General features: G+C 38.8%; 22 protein-coding genes. 19 read left to right on the top strand and 3 right to left on the bottom strand.

Annotated features, from left to right (window positions below):
• The first annotated feature begins 272 nt into the window (after positions 1-272).
• From VS868_RS11760 to VS868_RS11790, 7 genes are all read left to right on the top strand, one after another.
• Positions 273-1,820: a type I restriction-modification system subunit M gene (locus VS868_RS11760; RefSeq protein WP_345597693.1), complete on the top strand. Its 1,548-nt coding sequence runs from the start codon at positions 273-275 to the stop codon at positions 1,818-1,820.
• Positions 1,817-3,034 (top strand): restriction endonuclease subunit S, encoded by a 1,218-nt coding sequence (locus tag VS868_RS11765; protein WP_345597695.1) that lies wholly within the window; start codon positions 1,817-1,819, stop codon positions 3,032-3,034. The genes VS868_RS11760 and VS868_RS11765 overlap by 4 nt, the downstream gene beginning before the upstream one ends.
• On the top strand, positions 3,031-6,135 hold the full coding sequence (locus VS868_RS11770; protein ID WP_345597697.1) for a type I restriction endonuclease subunit R: 3,105 nt from the start codon (positions 3,031-3,033) through the stop codon (positions 6,133-6,135). The genes VS868_RS11765 and VS868_RS11770 overlap by 4 nt, the downstream gene beginning before the upstream one ends.
• 157 nt (positions 6,136-6,292) lie before the next feature.
• Positions 6,293-7,219, top strand: coding sequence for a hypothetical protein (locus VS868_RS11775; RefSeq protein WP_345597699.1), 927 nt, complete (start codon positions 6,293-6,295; stop codon positions 7,217-7,219).
• Positions 7,220-7,376: 157 nt separating this feature from the next.
• Positions 7,377-7,673, top strand: coding sequence for a helix-turn-helix domain-containing protein (locus VS868_RS11780; RefSeq protein WP_345597701.1), 297 nt, complete (start codon positions 7,377-7,379; stop codon positions 7,671-7,673).
• A 68-nt stretch (positions 7,674-7,741) separates the two neighbouring features.
• The gene (locus VS868_RS11785; RefSeq protein ID WP_345597703.1) at positions 7,742-9,391 is read left to right on the top strand and encodes a phage/plasmid primase, P4 family; all 1,650 of its coding nucleotides are present in this window, start codon (positions 7,742-7,744) and stop codon (positions 9,389-9,391) included.
• 68 nt (positions 9,392-9,459) lie between these two features.
• Complete coding sequence (locus VS868_RS11790) at positions 9,460-10,407, top strand: DUF6371 domain-containing protein (protein WP_345597705.1); 948 nt, start codon at positions 9,460-9,462, stop codon at positions 10,405-10,407.
• Positions 10,408-10,443: 36 nt separating this feature from the next.
• Here the strand turns inward: VS868_RS11790 and VS868_RS11795 are convergent, their stop codons facing one another.
• From VS868_RS11795 to VS868_RS11805, 3 genes are all read right to left on the bottom strand, one after another.
• Positions 10,444-11,109, bottom strand: a complete 666-nt coding sequence (locus VS868_RS11795; protein ID WP_345597707.1) for a hypothetical protein — start codon at positions 11,107-11,109, stop codon at positions 10,444-10,446.
• Entirely contained in the window at positions 11,109-13,109 is a 2,001-nt protein-coding gene (locus VS868_RS11800; protein ID WP_345597708.1) for an ATP-binding domain-containing protein, read from the bottom strand. The genes VS868_RS11795 and VS868_RS11800 overlap by 1 nt, the downstream gene beginning before the upstream one ends.
• A gap of 374 nt (positions 13,110-13,483) precedes the next feature.
• Positions 13,484-13,777: a helix-turn-helix transcriptional regulator gene (locus tag VS868_RS11805; protein ID WP_345597710.1), complete on the bottom strand. Its 294-nt coding sequence runs from the start codon at positions 13,775-13,777 to the stop codon at positions 13,484-13,486.
• A 123-nt stretch (positions 13,778-13,900) separates the two neighbouring features.
• Here VS868_RS11805 and VS868_RS11810 point away from each other — a divergent pair, with 123 nt between their 5' ends.
• From VS868_RS11810 to VS868_RS11865, 12 genes are all read left to right on the top strand, one after another.
• Positions 13,901-14,179 carry a hypothetical protein gene (locus VS868_RS11810; RefSeq protein ID WP_345597712.1) on the top strand — a complete coding sequence of 93 codons (279 nt, stop codon included), beginning with the start codon at positions 13,901-13,903 and terminating at the stop codon, positions 14,177-14,179.
• 16 nt (positions 14,180-14,195) lie between these two features.
• Complete coding sequence (locus VS868_RS11815; RefSeq protein WP_345597714.1) at positions 14,196-14,774, top strand: hypothetical protein; 579 nt, start codon at positions 14,196-14,198, stop codon at positions 14,772-14,774.
• A 122-nt stretch (positions 14,775-14,896) separates the two neighbouring features.
• Positions 14,897-15,181, top strand: a complete 285-nt coding sequence (locus VS868_RS11820) for a hypothetical protein (protein ID WP_345597716.1) — start codon at positions 14,897-14,899, stop codon at positions 15,179-15,181.
• A 67-nt stretch (positions 15,182-15,248) separates the two neighbouring features.
• The gene (locus tag VS868_RS11825) at positions 15,249-15,485 is read left to right on the top strand and encodes a hypothetical protein (RefSeq protein WP_345597718.1); all 237 of its coding nucleotides are present in this window, start codon (positions 15,249-15,251) and stop codon (positions 15,483-15,485) included.
• A gap of 157 nt (positions 15,486-15,642) precedes the next feature.
• Positions 15,643-15,855: a hypothetical protein gene (locus VS868_RS11830; RefSeq protein ID WP_345597720.1), complete on the top strand. Its 213-nt coding sequence runs from the start codon at positions 15,643-15,645 to the stop codon at positions 15,853-15,855.
• Positions 15,856-19,080, top strand: coding sequence for a DNA primase (dnaG, locus tag VS868_RS11835; RefSeq protein ID WP_345597722.1), 3,225 nt, complete (start codon positions 15,856-15,858; stop codon positions 19,078-19,080).
• A gap of 227 nt (positions 19,081-19,307) precedes the next feature.
• Entirely contained in the window at positions 19,308-19,604 is a 297-nt protein-coding gene (locus VS868_RS11840) for a hypothetical protein (RefSeq protein ID WP_345597724.1), read from the top strand.
• A gap of 15 nt (positions 19,605-19,619) precedes the next feature.
• Positions 19,620-19,799, top strand: coding sequence for a hypothetical protein (locus tag VS868_RS11845; protein ID WP_345597726.1), 180 nt, complete (start codon positions 19,620-19,622; stop codon positions 19,797-19,799).
• Positions 19,799-19,945, top strand: coding sequence for a hypothetical protein (locus VS868_RS11850; RefSeq protein WP_345597728.1), 147 nt, complete (start codon positions 19,799-19,801; stop codon positions 19,943-19,945). Before VS868_RS11845 ends, VS868_RS11850 begins: the two co-directional genes overlap by 1 nt.
• 26 nt (positions 19,946-19,971) lie before the next feature.
• Positions 19,972-20,187, top strand: coding sequence for a hypothetical protein (locus VS868_RS11855; RefSeq protein WP_345597730.1), 216 nt, complete (start codon positions 19,972-19,974; stop codon positions 20,185-20,187).
• Between the two features lies 1 nt (position 20,188).
• Positions 20,189-20,695, top strand: a complete 507-nt coding sequence (locus VS868_RS11860; protein WP_345597732.1) for a hypothetical protein — start codon at positions 20,189-20,191, stop codon at positions 20,693-20,695.
• A gap of 2 nt (positions 20,696-20,697) precedes the next feature.
• Positions 20,698-21,186, top strand: a complete 489-nt coding sequence (locus VS868_RS11865; protein ID WP_345597734.1) for a hypothetical protein — start codon at positions 20,698-20,700, stop codon at positions 21,184-21,186.
• The last annotated feature ends 9 nt before the right edge of the window (positions 21,187-21,195 follow it).

Below are 21,195 nucleotides of genomic sequence, written 5' to 3' on the forward strand. Positions count from 1 at the left end.
AACCGTAAATCAACCGTACAGTTGCACAATTATCAACCGTACGGTTGCAACTGTGATCAACTGTAGCAGTGGTCTCTTAAAATTATCTTAACTTTATTGCAGTTAATTTGTCTCAACTACAACAACAAAAAGAACTACCAGTGTCCACAAATGGCTAAGCACATCTTTTTTTCAAAAAACAACCTTGGAATTTGCCAGGTGAAGTACACTTCACAGTATCTGGTAGATCTATGAAACTGATTTAAATATTAAAAATAACGGCATAAAACAGAATGACAAGCACAGCACAAAGAGCAGAATTACAAGCAAAAATATGGAGAATAGCCAATGATGTTCGTGGCTCGGTGGATGGATGGGATTTTAAACAATTTGTTTTAGGAACACTTTTCTACCGCTTTATCAGTGAAAACTTTTCAAATTATATAGAAGCCGGCGATGAGAGTGTGAACTACGCAAAATTATCAGATGATGTCATAACCCCCGAAATAAAGGATGATGCCATTAAAACGAAGGGATATTTTATCTATCCAAGTCAGCTTTTCGCGAATGTTGCCAAAACAGCCAATACCAATTCCAATCTCAACACCGATCTAAAATCAATTTTTGACGCTATTGAAAGCTCTGCGAATGGTTATCCATCCGAATCGGATATCAAAGGATTGTTTGCCGATTTTGATACGACCAGTTCCCGACTGGGGAATACCGTAGAGAATAAGAACAGCCGTTTGGCATCAGTTCTAAAAAGAGTGGATGAGTTGAACTTTGGAAAATTTGAAGAAAACAAAATTGATCTTTTTGGTGATGCCTACGAATTTTTAATTTCAAACTATGCCGCTAATGCAGGGAAGTCAGGAGGGGAGTTTTTTACTCCCCAAAATGTTTCCCAGCTTATTGCGCAGCTGGCCATGCACAAACAGACTTCCGTAAATAAGATTTATGATCCTGCAGCAGGTTCCGGCTCATTGCTGTTACAGGCCAAAAAACACTTTGATAACCATATTATTGAAGAAGGTTTTTTTGGGCAGGAGGTGAACCACACCACCTATAATCTTGCGCGTATGAACATGTTTTTGCACAACATCAACTACGACAAGTTTAATATTGTTCTTGGCGACACCCTTCTTAATCCACAATTAGGCCATGATAAACCCTTTGATGCGATCGTGTCAAATCCGCCCTATTCCATTAAATGGATTGGGAGTGATGACCCAACTTTAATTAATGACGAGCGTTTTGCTCCTGCCGGGGTGCTTGCACCTAAATCAAAAGCCGATTTTGCCTTTGTCCTGCACGCCCTGAGTTACCTATCAAGCAAAGGAAGGGCAGCTATTGTCTGCTTCCCTGGTATCTTTTACCGTGGTGGCGCAGAACAAAAAATAAGAAAGTACTTGGTAGATAACAACTTTGTAGAGACTGTTATCTCTGTAGCACCAAACCTGTTTTTTGGAACTTCTATAGCGGTGAATATTCTCGTCCTCTCAAAACATAAAACGGATAATACCACGCAATTTATAGATGCCAGTGGGGAAGGTTTCTTTAAAAAAGCCACCAATAATAATGTGCTGACCGAAAAGCATATTGAAAAGATTATGAAGCTGTTTGACAGCAAAGAAGATGTGCCACATATTGCTAGATCTGTGGACAATAAAGGAATTGCTAAAAATGATTACAACCTTTCCGTTAGCTCGTATGTGGAAGCTGAAGATACTCGAGAGAAGATTGATATAAAAGAGTTGAATAAGAAGATCTCCAAAACTGTGGCAAAAATTGACAAGTTACGTGTTGATATTGATAACATTGTAAAAGCAATTGAAGCATGAGTTATTTAGAGAAATGGTTAGAAGGTGTTGATATGGAGTGGAAGCGTTTGGAAGATATCGCAATTTTCTCCAATGGCAAAGGACATGAGAAAGCAATTAATAATGATGGACAATTCATTGTGGTAAATTCAAAATTCATATCAACAGGTGGTAAAGTTGTTAAGTATACTGATCTGCAAATTTGTCCGCTATTTATAGATGATGTTTTAATTGTTATGAGTGATTTACCTAATGGTAAAGCTCTTGCAAAGACTTTCCTTATTGATGAAAATGAAAAATACACTCTCAATCAGCGTATTGGCAGTATAACTATTAAAAACAAAACAACATTATTACCTAAATTTTTTAACTATTACTTGAATCGAACACCTCAATTATTACAATTTAATAACGGGATTGACCAAACCAATTTACGTAAGAAGCAAATATTAGACGTTAGGATCCCCATCCCACCCCTCCACATTCAAAAAGAAATCGTTAGTATTCTCGATACATTTACAGAGCTTACAACAGAGCTTAGAACAGAGCTTACCACAGAGTTTACAGCTCGTAAACAACAGTATAGCTATTATAGGGAGCAATTATTTAGTTTTAAAGAAGGGGAAGTTGAATATTTACCAATGGGCCAGGAAAATATTGGTAAGTTTATTCGAGGTGGTGGATTACAGAAAAAAGATTTTACCGATACAGGTGTAGGTTGTTTTCATTATGGTCAAATTTATACGCACTACGGCACTTACACTGATAAAACCAAAACTTTTGTTTCTGAAGAATTTGCGCAGAAAGCACGAAAGGCTAAGCACGGAGATTTAGTTATTGCAACAACAAGTGAAAACGATGAAGATTTATGTAAAGCAGTCGCTTGGTTAGGGAATGAAGAAGTAGCGGTTAGCAGCGATGCCTGCTTTTACCAACATAATTTGAATCCAAAATATGTTGCTTATTTTTTTCAAACAGAAAAATTTCAAAAACAAAAAAGGCCTTATATAACAGGAACAAAGGTTCGACGTGTAAATGCAGATAATTTAGCAAAAATCAAAATCCCTATCCCTCCCCTTGAAGAACAAGAGCGAATAGTTTCCATTCTCGACAAATTCGACACCCTCGCCACTTCTATCAGTGAAGGTCTTCCAAAGGAGATAGAACTCCGCCAAAAACAGTATGAATATTACCGGGAGAGGTTACTAACATTCCCACAACAAGAGCGCGCATGAGTACCTATAACACCATAGCCGAATCCAACAACTTTATTGTTTTAGACAAATACACCAAGTTCTCTGAAGCTCACGAAGCTCCTGCTGTGTATCAGACAGAGGCGGCACTGGAGCAGGAATTTGTCCAGGACCTGATCAATCAGGGTTATGAGAAGCCCAACCTTACTTCTATTAAAGCAATGCTGGCCAATGTAAGAATACAGCTTCAGGCGCTCAATAACATGGTGTTTACAGATGGGGAATGGACCCGTTTTGTAGAGGAGTATTTGGATAAGCCAAGCGACAATCTGGTTGATAAAACTAGGAAATTGCACGACGATTATATTTACGATTTCGTCTTTGATGATGGTCATATTCAGAACATTTACTTAGTTGACAAAAAGAATATTGCCCGCAATAAAGTGCAGGTGATCTCGCAATTTGAACAAAAAGGAACCCACGCAAACCGTTATGATGTCACTATCCTGGTAAACGGTCTGCCCTTGGTGCAGGTAGAACTAAAGAAGCGGGGGGTGGCTATACGGGAAGCCTTCAATCAGGTACATCGGTACTCAAAAGAGAGTTTCAACACCAATGCTTCCCTCTTCAAGTTCTTACAGGTCTTTGTCATCTCCAATGGTACCGACACCCGTTATTTTGCCAATACCGTGGAGCGAAATAAAAACAGCTTTGACTTTACCATGAATTGGGCCAGGGCTGACAATACCCTGATCAGGGACCTGAAAGATTTTACGGCAACATTCTTTCAGAAAAACACCCTTCTACATATCCTGCTCAATTATTCTGTTTTTGATACCAGTGACACGCTTCTTGTGATGCGGCCTTATCAAATTGCAGCCACTGAAAGGATCCTGTGGAAGATCGAAAGCTCCTATCAGGCTAAGAAATGGTCCTCTTCAGAGGGGGGTGGTTATATCTGGCACACCACCGGTTCCGGTAAAACCCTCACCAGCTTTAAAGCTGCCAGATTAGCCACGCAGCTTGATTTTATTGATAAAGTTTTCTTTGTGGTAGACCGTAAGGATCTGGACTATCAGACCATGAAAGAATATCAGCGCTTTTCGCCTGATAGTGTGAACGGATCTGACAGTACTGCGGGTCTAAAGAGGAATATTGAAAAAGATGATAATAAAATCATCGTCACAACGATTCAGAAACTGAATAACCTGATGAAAAATGAAAATGATTTGGCCGTTTATCAGAAACAAGTAGTTTTCATTTTTGATGAAGCTCATCGTTCTCAATTTGGGGAAGCACAGAAAAATCTCAAAAAGAAGTTCAAAAAATACTATCAGTTTGGCTTTACGGGAACTCCTATTTTTCCTCAAAATGCCTTAGGTTCAGAAACCACTGCCAGCGTATTTGGTCGGGAGCTTCATTCCTATGTGATAACAGATGCCATCAGGGATGAAAAGGTGCTGAAATTCAAGGTGGATTATAATGATGTACGCCCCCACTTCAAAGGTATAGAGACAGAGATTGATGAAAAGAAGTTAAGTGCAGCAGAAAACAAAAAAGCCTTGCTTCACCCCACCAGGATCAAGGAAATTTCTCAGTACATATTAGATCACTATCGCCAGAAAACACATCGAACCAGAAGCGGAAACAGCGGTTTCAATGCCATGTTTGCCGTGAGTAGTGTAGATGCGGCCAAGCTATATTACGAGGAGCTGAACCAGCTCCAAAAAGACCGGGAAAAGCCACTAAGAATTGCAACCATCTTTTCCTTTGCTGCCAATGAAGAGCAGAGCGCCATTGGAGAGATACTGGATGAAAGTTTTGAACCTTCAGCCATGGACAGCAGTGCAAAAGAGTTTTTATCCAAAGCAATCAGTGACTATAATGGTATGTTTAAAACCAGCTATGGAGTCGATAGCAGGGAATTCCAGAACTATTATCGCGATCTGGCGAAGCGGGTAAAGAATAAGGAAGTCGACCTGCTAATAGTAGTAGGGATGTTCTTAACGGGTTTTGATGCTCCTACCCTCAATACCTTGTTCGTAGACAAGAATCTTCGCTATCACGGGCTAATGCAGGCTTTTTCCCGTACCAATCGCATTTATGATGCTACCAAAACGTTTGGGAATATCATTACTTTCCGTGATCTGGAGCAACCTACCATTGATGCCATAACGCTCTTTGGAGACAAGAACACCAAAAATGTAGTCCTTGAAAAGAGCTATCAGGAATATTTGGAAGGCTTTACAGATGTCGTCACTGGAGAAGCCCGAAGGGGTTATACAGATGTGGTGAAAGAACTTAATGAGAAATTCCCTGATCCTGACGAGATAGCCACAGAAAAAGATAAAAAGGAGTTTTCAAAGTTGTTTGGAGAATACCTTCGTGTAGAAAATATACTTCAGAATTACGATGAATTCGTCAACCTCAAAACTCTTCAGGAAATAGATCTAAAAGATCCTGAAGCCGTTGAAGCTTTTAAAGAGGCTCATTTTGTGTCAGATGAAGATATAGCGGCAATGCAAAAGATCGAAGTGCTGCCGGAGAGAACTGTACAGGATTATCGATCTACCTATAATGATATTCGTGACTGGCTGAGACGAGAGAAAAAAGGGAAAGAAGCCGAAGAGTCAGATATTGATTGGGATGATGTCGTCTTTGAAATAGACCTGCTTAAATCACAGGAAATCAACCTGGATTATATTCTTGAGCTCATTTTTGAGCATAACAAAAAGAACAAAGACAAAGCTTCCTTAATCGAAGAGATCCGCCGGGTCATTCGTGCCAGTGTTGGCAGTAGAGCCAAAGAAAGTCTGGTAGTCGATTTCATCAACGAAACAGACCTTGATGAAATGCAGGACAAAGCGAATATTATAGATTCGTTCTTCACTTATGCACAAAGCAAACAGAAAAAAGAGGCATCTGAAATCATCAAGGATGAAAATCTAAATGAAGAAGAGGCAAAACGATATATAACAGCTTCCTTAAAAAGGGAATATGCCAGTGAAAATGGAACAGAACTTAATGCTGTCTTACCGAAGATGAGTCCGTTAAATCCACGGTATTTGACAAAAAAGCAGACCGTATTTCAAAAAATTGCTTCGTTTGTCGAGAAATTTAAGGGTGTTGGAGGTAATGTATAAAACTCAACAGTAAAAAGAAGATTACGCGGCAAAAGTGTTCTGCCCTAAAGAACAACCTATTAAAAGAAGTAGTAGAACAACCGAGAAACAATATAAAAAGTAGGCGACTGAGGCTCTGATGCGCTTCCCTATAATTTTTATACAATTATTTTAATCAATGACTTATCGAGAATTATATAAAGCCTTTGAAGATTGCGAAAGAAATTGGAAAGAAAATGTAAAAGCAAAAAGTTACGAGGAGTTTTCTACAACCTGGAGTAGAAGGTCAACCGAACAAAAGCTTGGAATGCGTTTAATGACAGATTATTTAGATTACATTTTATATGATAGTTTAACAAGCAAGCTCGAAAGCTACTTATTTCAATGGGCAGATAAGTTGTTTTATTGCATAAGTTCTGATGAAAAAATTCAGACAGTAGAAGAGCGACTTTTATTTTTAAGAGAGTTTTTGCAAAAGAAAACCCTTTTGGCATCTCCCTCTCCATCAAGTTATCTTTTTAGTATTTCCTACTCTCGTCATCCACAAATAGTTTTTAACGGTCTTCCAGAAAAAATTAAAGACAAAATTATAGAAATAGGAAAAATGGAATTAGACATTGCTGAATCAAGTATGTTAATCGATGATGAAATGGTAGAATTTAATGAATACAATGAAGCAATTATTGAATTCCTTTACCTAAAAACTCTTTTTTCTGAGCTACAGATAAAAGGTATTAGTTCGAAGAAAGAGGATTCAGCTTTTGATATTAAATTTCTTAAAAATCACGTTGTAGAAGGTTCAGAAAATTCTCCTGTCAAGAAATTTTATTTGTTAGTGTTTTCGAATCCGGAGGCTCAGGAATTCTTCATCTTCTGTATCAAAAACTATGAAGAAAGGGATATAACAAAAACCCTGCTTTCGAAATATTTTGAATTTTTTAAAAATGATGATTTTATTCTTGAGGCAGTAAAACTCAAAAATTACCTAGAATTCGTTAGGGAAGAAATAAATATACCGATGACTCGAATTGAGCCTTATTCTTCAAAGGATATATCAGAACGTCAGGAATATGAATCAATGAAAAAAAGTTTTTTTTCAAAATAATATCGCGATTTTTCAAACTCCAATTTCTTATTCTATTGATTACCAATTAATTACGAAAAAGTGTTGTGTTTCTGTTGGATTACTGTTGTTTTTCAACCGTAAAACAAATCAAATAAGCTAAACATTTGCCATAACAATAATTTAAACAATTATAATTATGAGCAAAACCATCACTCAATTACACGAAATCTCTCCCGAAGAATTGAGAAGAGAGATTAGAAATGACATCCGGCTGGAGCTACAAGAGCTGGCGAAAAGTTTAACTCCTAAAGAACCTACCACCTGGATCACCAGGCAGGAAGCAGCCGACCTAATCGGTGTTTCACTAGTTACTATTCACAATTGGACCAAAGAAGGGGTAATTCATGCCCATAAAATTGGTACCCGTATCAGATTCAAAAAATCTGATATAGAAAACATCCTACTTAATTCAAACAAAAGAGCCTCAAAATAACCTGCCAGTTATTCTTGAAGCTCAATTATTTAACTCCCGGATTCGCAGTCCGGAAATAATCACATAATATGACAAATATACCCAAAAAGAACGACGAGAACAATTCTTCTCAAAAGGCAAAGACTAATCAGAAAAACGAAGCACCGGTTAACAAAAGTCCTGAACCCACAAGCAAAGGCAAAAAAACTGAAGAAGAACCGGAAAACAAAGGTGCAACTGCACAGCAACCGTTAGAATCAACCGCAGATACTCCTGACGGTTGCAACGGGAACTCAACCGAGGAGAGCAACATCACAATCGATGATTTGGTCAATGAATCTGAACAGCTGAATTCAAAAGTATCCATTGCAGGAAACCTGGAATTTATTTTACGGAATTTAGAAGAAATGGATTTTAAAGAAGAAGCAGAATGGAATCAGGAAGATAAACCCTTGCCGCGCAAACATTATATTGTTTTAAGTATACAATTCATCCTGGAGAAGGCAAGGGAGCTGCAGTTAGATATCATTTTTAGAAATGGGACCATCTATTTGTATAACAAGGAATATTGGGAAACTGTTAATGAAGAAGAATTTAGGTATTTTCTTGGAGAAGCTGCTTTTATTCTGGGGGTGGATAAATTTGATGCAAAGTTTTTTAAATTTAAAGAAGACCTTTTCAAACAGTTTGTAGCCGAAGGTAAACTTCAAGAGGCGCCAATAAAGGATCACCAGGTAACATTAATTAACCTCAGAAATGGAACTTTTGAGATTTCAGAACATACGCAGCAACTGAGGGAATTCAGAAAAGAAGATTTTCTTACCTATCAGCTACCGTTTACCTATGACGAATCTGCAGAATCTCCAGTATTTTCAAAGTTCTTAAATGAAGTCTTACCAGAAAAAGAACTACAGCTGATCCTTTCAGAATACTTGGGATCTATATTTATAAAAAATGAAGTTCTAAAGCTTGAAAAAGCATTGTTTTTATATGGTAGTGGTTCTAACGGAAAAAGTGTTGTATTTGATATCATTAATGCCCTTCTTGGCGATGAAAACTTTTCCAGTTACAGCCTTGACAGCCTTACAAAGGACAAGGATTCAAGGGCAATGATCGATGACAAGCTTCTAAACTACTGTAGTGAAACGAGTGCGACTATTCAGTCGGAAACCTTTAAAAAGCTCGTCTCCCGGGAACCGATTGATGCACGTAAACTTTACAAGAACTCTTTTATCATGAAGGATTACGCCCGGCTAATGTTTAATGCTAATGAATTACCCACTGACATTGAACACAACCACTCCTTCTTTCGTCGGTTTTTAATTATTCCCTTCAGGATAACTATAAAAGAAGAGGACCAGGACAGAAATCTTTCTACTAAAATTATCACATATGATTTACCTGGCGTTTTCATGTGGATCCTGGACGGAATGAAAAGATTACTTCTAAACAAAAAGATGACCTCAAGCTCAATAGTAGAAGATGAAGTAGCTCGGTTCAAGCAGGAAAGTGACTCTGTACTGAGCTTTCTTGATGATTCTAACTATTTTTCTTCGTTTACAGAAGAAGTTCTTGTAAAGGATTTGTACCATGAGTATAAGTTATATTGTCTGGAAAATAGCAATCGACCTTGTTCTAATCGAACCTTTAGAAAACGATTGGAAAATGGAGGATATGAAGCAAAACGCCGTAACACCGGATGGGTAGTTTTTGCAGAAAAAAAAGTTTCTCAAGAGTAACATTTTATACACCTTCTACACTAACCGTGTAGAAGGTGTTCTTAATGCAAGTCATTTAAAACCTTTTTATGTCCCAATATAGATTTACCTTAGAACCTTACATCTCCTCAAAGAACAGGTATGAATGTCCTTCCTGTGGTGAGAAACATACATTTACAAGGTATATAGACCAAGAAAAAAAGAAGTACGTTGGATTAGAAGTTGGCAAATGCGATAGGGAGCAAAAATGCGGCTATCACCTAACTCCGAAAGAGTTCTTCAAGAGTCAGACACCTTTTTCAATTGATCATTCGCACCAGAACACAACTATAAATCCTGCAGTTTTAAGGCAGGTGGCTTTCCGGGCAAAACAAAAAATGCAACCGGCCTCTTTTATTAATGAAGAATTGTTTCTTAAAAGCCTCGAAGGATTACACCCGAATAACTTTCTAATATTTCTAGAATCTATTATAGGCAATGCTGCCATAGCAGAAGTAATGGAGAAGTACAAGATAGGTACTTCCAAAAAATGGAAAGGAGCGACTGTCTTTTGGCAGATTGACGAACAAAATAGGATCCGCACCGGGAAAATGATGTTATACAACAAGCTCACAGGAAAGAAAAAGAAAGTGAACTGGGTGCATTCAGTTTTGAAGCTCCAGGATTTTAATCTCAAGCAATGCCTCTTTGGGCTTCACCTGCTGAATTCTGAGAAGCAAAAGGCAATTGCTATAGTGGAAAGTGAGAAGACAGCTGTGATTGCCTCTATTGCCTTTCCTGAATTTATCTGGATGGCTACCGGCGGTTTAATGAACTTCAAAGCTTCAATGCTTAGGCCTTTAACCAACAGAAAGGTGATTCTTTTTCCTGATGCAGGCTGTTATGATACCTGGAACAAAAAGGTTGCTGATCTGCCTAAAAACATTCAATATTTCATTTCCGACCTGGTGGAGAAGAAAGCTACTGCACAGGAGAAACGAGAGGGATGGGATGTTGCGGATTATATCATAAAGATTTATGGTGCTAAGCAGGTCTAGTTTGGAATATTGAACGTTTTGACGCAAAACGTATGGTTACTCCTGAAACCTACGAAGATATAAGCAATCAGATTGAATATTAACCGATTCAATAAATTCATTTTCCAAAAGTTTCTGAACCAGTCCAAATTTCACAGAGGTAGTATTGGTATAAAAAATGTCAAAATGATGTTCAGGATGCGTATGTTCTTTCTCCTTTTCCTTTGCTTTTTTCCAACCTTCAAGATCTACGTCGTATCTTAAATAACCTTCTTCGGCAAAAATTAAATCTCTTAGGACTATCCAAAAATTGCTATCAAGCTGATTTTCTAAACTGTCAATAGGATCTGCAAAGTCTAAACAGGATGAGCTATTGAATTGATCATCTTTAATAATAGTAATTAAAGCAGAAATACTTTCAGAGTCGATATTTAAAATGTTTTTGTAATTAAAACTGATGTCATTCTCTTCTTCTTCTAAAACATTGAAAGGAAAAAAAATTGTGTAATACTTGTTTTTTCTAAAGAAAAAGATTCGACTCATTTTATCGATGTTAAGTACAATTTTATTTTCCGATTCTACATTTTCAGAGGGTTTTTGCACAAGCATAAATCTACATGCCTCTAACAAAATGTTTATCAAATGAGTTTTGTGCTTTAACCTATGCTCTGGAAAAAATAATTGTAAATCAAATTCCTTTACCTCAAATTCGTATCTTTTCATTAAAAGAATTTTTGCACCGAACGGATATATTCTACAGTTTCTGCTTTATTAAATTTTTCTATACTGGCCAATAAAAGAGTTTGCTTTAATGTGTGTCGCTTCTCTTTATCTATTTCTAATTCATTAAAAATGTTAGTTAGGAACTCATCATAAGAAATATTCGTCCGTTGTTTAAATTTCACAAGGCGGTTCTTTATATCTTCTTTCTCTTCATCTGTAGGCTCATCTGTTTTAATGTATCTATTTTCATTTATAAGTCTTAGCCCCTCATATAAAGCTTCCTTGTTCTTCATATTGGTGATCATCAGGTAAGATTGAATAAATGAGCGCGTAAGCATAGTATATAAAATATTCCTATAAATTATTTTATTTCTCATTGCTCCTGTGATACAGATTACATATGGAAATTCAAGACCTTTTACATTATTTGGATTTGAAAGATATACAGTCCCATGAATTTTTTCTTTGTTTTCATAAGCCCTGTTTACCTTCCAGTTAAACTCTCTCGATATCATTGAAATCAGGTTATCTATGTAGGCGTAGATTTCTTTAGAATCGTCCAGAAAAATAATTCCAATATCATCGGGATTTATGTTTTTATTACCATCTTTTATTTGTTTAAGTACCCCTAAGACATCATTAATACGTGTAGTTTCTTTTATTACTACACTTTCCAAATCCTCCAAATCTAAATCTTCAAACCTTCTAATGGGTTCTCTTGATAGACGTATTTCCCTACCCTCCAGTCTTTCAATTTCATACCCGATGATTTTCCATTCATCATCCTTGAACCAGTTTATTTTTTTCTTTTCAAAAAGGCCCATTCCAATTGCATGTGCAAACATTAACGTCCTAGGATCAGTTCGATAACATCTATTGAGAACAACATCAACATTATGTTCATCGTCCTCCTTGACATTATCAAATATGTCTTGGAAAATGTCTCCTGCGACAAAAACTTTCTTTCTTGTAACTTTCTCGCAAACATCAAAAAACACCTTAGGGAAATCTTGTCTTTCATCTATCAGAATATAATCAAAGGCATATTCGAAATTTTCTTGTTCGATTGAATTTAAATGCTTTAAAACTTCAGAGAAAATAGTAGTATAATTGGTATTATAGCTGTATCTCAAAAAATTTATCGAATAGAATGCACACAAGTAACTGTATAATCCTGAATTCCAATCCCCTCTTGAACCCCAGGCCCTATTAACCCACAAGCGTTTATTCCATTCAATTTGCTTTTCAACCTTCATGAAATTGAAGAAAGTTGGAACTCTCGCTTTCAGGGTGTTTGCAAGAGCAATATTATGGCACGTAAAAAATATTTTACTCTTATCGTCTTTAATGTAAATGTCCTTAAGTTTATGAAGGAGCAATTCGGTTTTACCAGTACCAGATAATCCCTGAATTGATACTGTTTTATTATTAAATTGCTTATAAATGAAGCGCGTTTGATCACCATCAAAGAGAACAATATTTTTCTTTACTTTTTCTAATAAAGTTTCTGGGACTGCAGCTCCTATTTTTTCAATATCATTAATACTGCCTATTAATAAAGAAATTAACAGTTCACTAATTCTTTGTAGTTCTTTCGGTAGTATGGTCTCACTAAGTAATTTTTCTAAGTCTTCTTCAGTAGCGACTTTTTCACCATTTACTTTAATGATATTGTTTTTCTTCCATTCCCGGGATCTTCCAATATGTTCCTTGTATTCGAACTTGTCAGAGATTGAACTCAAATCTTCTATGAAGTCTTCAAAAAAAGTTTCAAATGCCTCTTTATCACCAAACAAATCAATAACCATAATTTTATGTTTTGGTGATAAAATTATGATGACCTTATCCTCATAAGGATAAGTATATTTTTCCCCTAGTGGGGAAGAAATGAGGTAAATCTGTTCCTGAAGATGAGCTTTACAGTAATTTTCGATCAAATTGATCTTCTCTTTATTTACTGCACTAATTTTTACATGATTGTAAAATAAAGCGTTTTCCATTTAATTTTTATTTTTAATTAAATAGCGATCAAAAGATGTTTAAGGGTGCTATTTTCTCTGTAATAGTATTATAGATTCAAAGCTAAAAGAAAATACGTTGCTATTAACAATAAATTAGATTTCTCTCCATTTAAGTAATTTAAAAAACTCTTTGTTGACCATAACAGTATTGACCAAAGAAGCTTCTGGATATCTCCTTGTTTCATTAATTAGGTGGTAGGGATAAAAGAACTCCATAAGGGCCACACATTGGGCGGTACAAAAGCATAAAAAAATCCGCAACCACTTTGTTTTCAGTGTGTTGCGGATTAACTATGTGACCTCGCCAGGATTCAGCACGGCTAGTAAACACGGGGTTTGGCGGCGGCTTTGTGTCATTTTTGTGCCAAAAGCGCCTTTAATTCCTTTAAATCTCCTTCAATATTTGATATGATCGTGTCGGGTGTTTTGGGCACCGAGTATTGCGGTTTTTCTTCATGTGAGGGGTGAAGGCCCGAAGCATCGTCCCTAAAGAGCCAGTTCAAATCGGCTTCAGGAAAAAAGTGAATTACCTTCCAGATAAATTCTACCCTGGGCTTCCGGTTTCCATTGAGGTAACTGGTCACCGATGTTGGGTTTTCCTCCATCTGCGCAGCCATCTCCGTAATCTTCAGGTTGCGCTGCTTCATTAATATTTTAACTCTGTTCCCGAAATCCATTATTTAGAACAATTATAAATTAATGCACTTTTGCATTAATTTCTTTTTTTAATGCAAATATGTATTTACATTTGAAAACACATTCAAACACGCATGGACACAAAAGTAAATAAGTTAACGCAGCTATACAAAATGCAGTCGCATAAAGCAGAGCGGATAGTGGAATTAATTGAAAATCATATCCCCAGGCTTTACACCGATGTGATCATAGAGCGCTGCAAGAAGAACGGAATTATTGTCTCAGACAATGTTGTGAAGGATGTAAAACTTTTCCGAACAAAAAACGTCCGCGTCCTTAACGTGATCCTCGAATTCGCACGCGAGAATCGAAAAGCGCAAAGGAAGCTGGAGCAATTAGCAACAGGAAACTAATCAAATCTTAATGACTATGACTACCACATCAACAACCACAGGCTTCCGGGTCTATCCCGGACTCCTCTGCAACTCGATCGAATTTTTTAACGGGCCCCATGGCAAGTTCAAAGTGATGAGCGGGGGCAAAGTGAAAGAGTTTAAGGATGCACCTTACTCGCACCACATCATCTTAAAAGAGGCCATTGAAAAAGAGCCTGAAACTTTTAAGATCCTCAATGAGTGGTACCCGCACTCAGAACTTAAACAAAGAATACAGTTTGGCAGCTGCAGGTTTGGCGGCCTTGATTTTACTCCAGATGTGACCGATTTCCAGTTACAGCAGGGAGAATACAATGAATGTGAGGCGCGGGATTTTTGTCCCGGCGCAGGGATCTTGTGCCAAGCCCCCCGGTACAAGAATGTGGAGATCTCCTTTTTTGAAGTGAAGATCCTGCAGGCACTCGCCACCCATGATACCAATGAATATATCGCCCACCAGCTGAACATGCCATTAGGCTCTTTTCACCTGGCTAAGAAAAACCTGTATCAAAAATTAGGGATACAAACAAAACCGGAAGCGGCCCTTATAAGCCGTGATCTCAACCTCATTTAGCCACAGGCTAAATACTACGTTCTTTCAATTACCCTCGCTTTTTAATAAGCGTTGTTGCTAACCTGGCCCGTTCCCCTACGGCGGGCCTTTTTTAAAGAGTATTAATTCAAAATCAAATTCATATGACTACAACAACACATGCTTCAACAGTCTTTCCCGGCAAAGCCGTGGCCAAAGATGTACAGTTCCTTATGGACCTTGAGAAGATCCTCAAACCCGGCTTTGGTGCCAGGATCTACCCAGACTCTACCGGTAATGTAGTGCAGGCCAAAGTAAATACCGACCAGGCTCTTGACCAGGAAAGCATCAAGAAGCTCATTGCCCACACCGCTAAGTGGAACCTCAATATGGTACTGTCAAGATCTGGTGCCGGTCTCAAGGTTTTGTTCACCAAAGAAAATAATTAATGCCCCCGGCAATTGTTGCCAAATCCCCGTCTCCCCCTACGGCGGGGATTATAAAAAAACTACAGATATGAATTTCTATAAGTCAAACGTCAGTCAAATTCCTAACGGCCCTGGTGGTAAGGATCTCAATTTTCTTTCAGGAGAGGAAAAAATCACTAAAGAAGAAGCTGAGAAGATCTTTGATGACTTCTTCAATAGTGACGCCGATAATTCAGCCAGAATGAAGGTAGAAGCTTGGAAACATCTCGAGTCAGGTGTAAACGTAACACTGGGAGATGTTTGCATCTCTATCAAAAAGAAATAGTTCGAATGGTTTTGCTCCGGGTGCTTTTTGAGAAAGTAGATAAAAGGCAGGTTTTTAAGGTTAACTGCCAAAAAATGGGAAAGCCACTGTAAGAAAAATAAAAACTCCGAACCCGGTCCACAGGAGTTTTTCACCAACTAAGAAAAGAACCAGCACTATGTCTGTACAAATACGATTACTGAAATCAAAAATACATTTCCTGAATGCACAGATAGCGAGCTTCCATGATAACGGCCTCTTTTCCCCCGAAGAGATTGCCGCCCTGGTAGCTCCTATCCTCCCCCAAATTCAGGATCTACAGGAACAAATAATAAGCCTGGAGAGAAATATCCAAACCGAAGCTTTAACCCCCGAAAAGCAAGAATTATAAATGCCCTTTATCAAACCCGAAATAGTAGAAAAAGTTTTTGAAGCTTCAGATCTTGTTGAAGTAATCAAAGATTTTGTGGAGCTGAAGAAATCAGGCTCCACATGGAAAGGCCTAAGCCCCTTTGTGAGTGAAAAGTCGGGTTCCTTTATGGTTTCCCCGTCTAAAGGTATCTGGAAGTGCTTTTCTAGTGGCAAGGGCGGCAACAATCCTGTTTCTTTTCTAAAAGCCCTGCCTAATAAGAGTATGACCTATATAGAGGCAATAGAGTGGCTTGCAAAAAAATATTCAATCGAGATTGAATACGACGACAGTCAATTCGCAAAAGAGTACCAGGAAAAAGAAGAAAAGCGTGAAGAGCTGCGCCCATTGCTTGAGTCTGTGATCAGGAAGTATGAAGAAGAATTTGAAAAGCTTCCTGCAAGTCATCCTGCAAAGGTCGAAATTTTTGAGAAGAGAAAGTACACACCCGAGATCGTTGACCGCTATCGAATAGGTTACGCTCCAGGCCGAAGATTCATTTACGACCTGTGCGTGCAGAGTGGGAGGAAGGCAGATGCCATTGAGCTGGGCCTTATAAGTGAGAATGGTGATAAGTGGTATGACCGGGTGATATACCCTCTTATAGATCGTAAAGGTACTGTTCTTTTTCCTGTGGGGCTTGCCGGAAGGAGGTTGTCTGAAGATAAAAAGTACGCCAAGTGGATGAACTCGGCCGATAGTGAGCTTTACAAAAAAGACCTTTTTTGGTACGGGATGGACAAAGCCCGTGACGAGATCTCTAAGCGTGGCGAAGCCTGGTTGGTTGAAGGGTACAATGATGTGATCGCCTGGCAGGAGAACGGGATCCCTAATACCATTGCTTCCTGCGGAACTGCGATTGCCAGAAAACAAATGAAAATGCTCAAGAAGCTATGTGATAAAATTGTTTTCTGTTTTGATCCCGACGGGGCCGGCAAAAAAGCCATGTTGAAATATATTCCGGAATTTATCCGTCAGGGCTTCCGGGTGCAAATGGTTTTTTTATATCCAACGCTTGACCCCGATGACTTTGTGAGGTTCTGGGCACCTTCCGTAGAAAAATACACGCTGGCAGATCTAGGTACCAATGCCGATTACCGTGATGATGGCTTTAAATTCCTGATGCAGGAAAACTTCAAAGGCAAAGATGAAGTTGACGTGGCCAAGGAAGCAAAAGAACTGGCTGGAGTTATTGCCAGGATTGAAGATGAAGCAATGCGTTGGCTATATACTGAATGGCTTTCAAAAGAAAGCGGCGTGAAACTTACCCAGGTAAAGTCTTACCTGAAGATGAATACTGAACCAACTAAAAAAATAGTTCTTTCCCCCGAAGAGGATGATTTTTACCGTCTCCCCCCGACGGTAAAAGAACCTCTGCAGAAATTAAAGCCTGTAATAGAGAAGTATCAGTTGTTCATGGCCAACAATCAAATTTGGGTACAGGGTAAAGACGGGCCACCTTATTTTTTTAAATCTGTCTCCAATTTTTCCATCGAAATCATTCAGCATATGCAGGATGAAAAATTTCCGATGAAATTGGTGCGGATCAAGAATGTACACGGGCTTGAGCGCATTTTTGATATGCAGTCGTCAGATATGAACTCTCCGCAGGCTTTTGAAAATGCAGTTACAGCACATGGAAATTTCCGATGGAAAGGTGGTCGCAACGAGCACGAACTTTTAAAGACTTATTTGTTTGACGGCATGGGAACCGGAAGAAAGATTGATGTTCTGGGATGGCAGCCTGAAGGTTTTTGGGTTTGGAACAATAGAATTTCAGTTCCTTCTGGAGAAAATGTGCAACTGGATGAAAATGGAGTTTTTGAAAAAGATGGCGTTTCCTACTACATTCCTTCTGCCAATACCATTTATCGTTCAAATATTTACAAATATGAGGCTCAGAAGAAGGTAGTTTATATAGAACCGGTTGTCACTTTTGAAAATTATACTTCCCAGGTTTTAAAAGTTCACCGCAAGCATGGGATGATGGGGATTTTATTTTCTGTAGCGAGCATGTTCCAGGACATCGTGGTGAGCGAGCTCAATTTTTTTCCTATGCTCTTTTTATTTGGCCCCGCCTCCTCCGGAAAAGATCAGCTGGCCGATGTATGCCAGAGTTTTTTTGGATTCCCGCAAACGGCCATAAACCTGGAAGGAGGGGTAAGCACTATCAAAGCACAGGTGCGAGAATTTGCCCAGTTCATGAATACAATTTCCCAGCTTTCAGAATACAAAAACGGTGATCCAAAACTTGACGGTGTCCTAAAAGGATTGTGGGACCGCCGTGGCTATAAGCGTGGAAATATAGACAGCCATGTGGGAACCGAAAGTATTCCCATTCTCTCTGCAGTATTAATGACCGGTAACTATGCTCCAGACCAGGAAGCCCTTATTACCAGGTTTATCTGGGAATTTATGGATAAAACCACCTTCAGCGATGATGAGATCAAAGAATATGAGAAGCTGAGCGACATGACAAAAAAAGGAATTAGTGCTTTTACCGATGAATTCCTGAAGCACAGGTCGGCCGTAAAAAACAATTTCAAATACAAATTCCGGGAATTTAAAGCCACGCTCGGTCAGAGGAGGCCGGAAGCGGTGAGTAGGATGGTGGCCAACCTGGCTGTGCTGGGCACCTTTTACCAAATGTTTCAGAATGAAATGAATTTCACCTTTACGCACCAGGAAATGATGGCGCATTTTGAAGAAACCATAGACAAGCAAATGAATAAGATGAGTAGTGCAAGCATTATCAACCGCTGGTGGGATTGCTGGCTTGCTTCCATGCGCGGCACTATGGCCGATCAGCTTAGGGTTTACCACGACTTCAAAGTGTCTGGAGACAAAGTGTTTTTCAATTTCACCAGTTGTTATAACAGGATATCCAGACAGTGGTTCTCTCAATATAAAGAGAGTGCCCCAGGCAAGAGCGTCATGATGGAGGCGCTTCAAAATGATGAATCCTGGATCGAAAAGAAAAAAGGGGAACGTTTGGCACCGGGAAGAGATTCCAGGAGCACAAGTGTATATGTGGTAGACCTCCACAAAATACCTGTAGAGGAAGAGCTCCAGTTCGCCCTTGATTTTCAGCTTAATGAAAATTCACTTTTTGCAAATCAGGACGATGACGATGAAAATTCATCGCGACCCCCTGTGACCCCCAAAGAAAAAAATAATGTTAAGGCGCAGACAGATTTGCCTTTTTGAGTTTCCAACACATCAACACATTTATTAAGTAATTAAGAATGAAAAAGTTAAGTATAAAAAGAGGTGTTGAAAGTGTGTTGATTGTGTTGGATTGTGTTGGAAGTTGTTTTGAGTTTCAAACACAATCAACACATATTTAAATATAATTCATTGAAAATGAGGTGTGTGGATGTGTTGAAACACGATTTTAAAAATGAGTATAACGCGCGAGCAACAAAAATTTTTTTATGAAAGTAAATGTGTCATTCAGAATAGCGGTTCCCGAAGATCTTAAAGTAGATTCCAGAACGCTAAAAGTGGGGCAAACCTATGCTGTTACTACAGATGAAGGGAAAACGATCCTGGGGATTTTCGCACTTCGGGGCGATGAAGATCCTTTTATCTTAAAATATTATCTGGAAAACCAATGGCTTTTAGTGCCTGAAAACGACCCTAATTTTTCTGAATGGATCCAGGAGAACGAGGAGCAACTATGTAACGATAGTGATTATATAACTTCAAAAATAACCGCACGGGAAACTTAAAAAAACAGTATAACCATGAACTACACTCCGTTAGAAATCGCACAAATAATTGGAGCCTGCCAAAGCCGCGAAGAGGTTGTTGAAGCCTGCACCCGCTTTAGGTATTTGCACTCACATGTTGCCCCGCTCAACATGTTCTTTATCGCCAACATGTCTAACAAAAGAATTGAATACCTGAAATATAAACAGAACTAATGATCACATTTTTGACCGAAAGATTTACCGAAATAGTGATAGGGGTAGGCGTTGGGGCCGCGATCTACGGTGCCATGTACTTTGTGGCCACCCGCTGTTTCGATGACGAAGACCCAGACCTCGATCCCTGGGACAGTTTCAATTAGAATTATTAATAATCAAATCTAACACTATGACTACATCAAATTCAATGCGGGAAATTGGACGGCAGATAAAGAAGCTTCTGCCGCCAGATCATCAGTTTACCGTGGTGATCTTTCCAAAATCGGGAAAAGGTTTTGGAACCTACATCTCCTCGGCGCCTATGGAAGAATCTGTCCTGGCCATGCGCGAAACTGCCGGCAAACTTGAGCGCCGGGAATTATTACCAACCTTAGAAAGTAATTGATATGACATTAGCATTTTCAACCACATGGCCAAAACATATGCCTGCACATATGGCCAGCCAACCCACAAATTTTGTTGCAAAAATAATGCGGTGTATTAGTTATGGATTTACTTCTATAGATGGTCCTATTGCCCCTTGTCAGGCTCATCTCAATCAGGCTTATGAAAAAGGAGTATTAGAGTACGGCTGGGCGAGGAATCATAAAAAAGCCCACACCATCCGGGAAGATTCCAAGGACCTGTGGAAGGCTGGTCGCGATATTCATTTTGTGATCAATAACCGCACAAAGCAGCGCTTCCAGTTTGCACCGGTGGTGAAATGTGTGAGCGTTCAGAAGGTTGAGATATCATTTATGAATGATGTTTTAGTAGATGGCAGGGAGCTTTCTTTTAATGAGATAGAAGTTCTAGCCAAAAATGACGGCTTCGATTCTGTGGAAGATTTTTTCTCCTGGTTCAATAAAGACTTCACCGGCAAGATTATTCACTGGACAAACTTGAAATATTAGGCATGAAAAACCTACTCTTTTTATTCCTGCTTATCCCTGCCATTTGTACTGCCCAGGTGAACTGGTTTGAAAAAGAAGCTTTCTTTTTCGCATCCACAGAAATAGATGTCAAAAATGCCTTTTTTGGAGGTACGGTAAACGACCGGGCTTATGATGGCATTTTTAATTTTGGATACAGGAACCGCGGTTTCCAGGTGCAGGCAAGCTATGAAAATTTTAAAGCAATAGATTTCTATTCTTTCGAATTGAGGGCCGGGCATGTTTTTAACCATGGCCGGCAATGGAACTACCTTCTCCTGGGAGGCCTTGGCTGGATACAGCGAAATGTGGAGTGGCTTCAAAAAGTGCTTTACCCCGCTGCCAGCCTCTCGGCACAGCTTGAGTACCACACCGGCAGTTTTTTCTTTCTGCTAAGGTGGGAGGGCAGGCTGCGAACCGATTTAAACATGCTGAAGCCTTCAGGTTTTGGCGGGATTGGATTCAAATTTTAATCAACTTAA

It is taken from the genome of Salinimicrobium sp. 3283s (assembly GCF_039602225.1).
Lineage (GTDB): Bacteria > Bacteroidota > Bacteroidia > Flavobacteriales > Flavobacteriaceae > Salinimicrobium > Salinimicrobium profundisediminis.

Bases quoted from the DNA above. Each gene is read 5' to 3' on its own strand.
- VS868_RS11760 (WP_345597693.1), top strand. From the start codon at position 273: ATGACAAGCACAGCACAAAGAGCAGAATTACAAGCAAAAATATGGAGA.
- VS868_RS11765 (WP_345597695.1), top strand. From the start codon at position 1,817: ATGAGTTATTTAGAGAAATGGTTAGAAGGTGTTGATATGGAGTGGAAG.
- VS868_RS11770 (WP_345597697.1), top strand. From the start codon at position 3,031: ATGAGTACCTATAACACCATAGCCGAATCCAACAACTTTATTGTTTTA.
- VS868_RS11775 (WP_345597699.1), top strand. From the start codon at position 6,293: ATGACTTATCGAGAATTATATAAAGCCTTTGAAGATTGCGAAAGAAAT.
- VS868_RS11780 (WP_345597701.1), top strand. From the start codon at position 7,377: ATGAGCAAAACCATCACTCAATTACACGAAATCTCTCCCGAAGAATTG.
- VS868_RS11785 (WP_345597703.1), top strand. From the start codon at position 7,742: ATGACAAATATACCCAAAAAGAACGACGAGAACAATTCTTCTCAAAAG.
- VS868_RS11790 (WP_345597705.1), top strand. From the start codon at position 9,460: ATGTCCCAATATAGATTTACCTTAGAACCTTACATCTCCTCAAAGAAC.
- VS868_RS11795 (WP_345597707.1), bottom strand. From the start codon at position 11,109: ATGAAAAGATACGAATTTGAGGTAAAGGAATTTGATTTACAATTATTT.
- VS868_RS11800 (WP_345597708.1), bottom strand. From the start codon at position 13,109: ATGGAAAACGCTTTATTTTACAATCATGTAAAAATTAGTGCAGTAAAT.
- VS868_RS11805 (WP_345597710.1), bottom strand. From the start codon at position 13,777: ATGAAGCAGCGCAACCTGAAGATTACGGAGATGGCTGCGCAGATGGAG.
- VS868_RS11810 (WP_345597712.1), top strand. From the start codon at position 13,901: ATGGACACAAAAGTAAATAAGTTAACGCAGCTATACAAAATGCAGTCG.
- VS868_RS11815 (WP_345597714.1), top strand. From the start codon at position 14,196: ATGACTACCACATCAACAACCACAGGCTTCCGGGTCTATCCCGGACTC.
- VS868_RS11820 (WP_345597716.1), top strand. From the start codon at position 14,897: ATGACTACAACAACACATGCTTCAACAGTCTTTCCCGGCAAAGCCGTG.
- VS868_RS11825 (WP_345597718.1), top strand. From the start codon at position 15,249: ATGAATTTCTATAAGTCAAACGTCAGTCAAATTCCTAACGGCCCTGGT.
- VS868_RS11830 (WP_345597720.1), top strand. From the start codon at position 15,643: ATGTCTGTACAAATACGATTACTGAAATCAAAAATACATTTCCTGAAT.
- dnaG (WP_345597722.1), top strand. From the start codon at position 15,856: ATGCCCTTTATCAAACCCGAAATAGTAGAAAAAGTTTTTGAAGCTTCA.
- VS868_RS11840 (WP_345597724.1), top strand. From the start codon at position 19,308: ATGAAAGTAAATGTGTCATTCAGAATAGCGGTTCCCGAAGATCTTAAA.
- VS868_RS11845 (WP_345597726.1), top strand. From the start codon at position 19,620: ATGAACTACACTCCGTTAGAAATCGCACAAATAATTGGAGCCTGCCAA.
- VS868_RS11850 (WP_345597728.1), top strand. From the start codon at position 19,799: ATGATCACATTTTTGACCGAAAGATTTACCGAAATAGTGATAGGGGTA.
- VS868_RS11855 (WP_345597730.1), top strand. From the start codon at position 19,972: ATGACTACATCAAATTCAATGCGGGAAATTGGACGGCAGATAAAGAAG.
- VS868_RS11860 (WP_345597732.1), top strand. From the start codon at position 20,189: ATGACATTAGCATTTTCAACCACATGGCCAAAACATATGCCTGCACAT.
- VS868_RS11865 (WP_345597734.1), top strand. From the start codon at position 20,698: ATGAAAAACCTACTCTTTTTATTCCTGCTTATCCCTGCCATTTGTACT.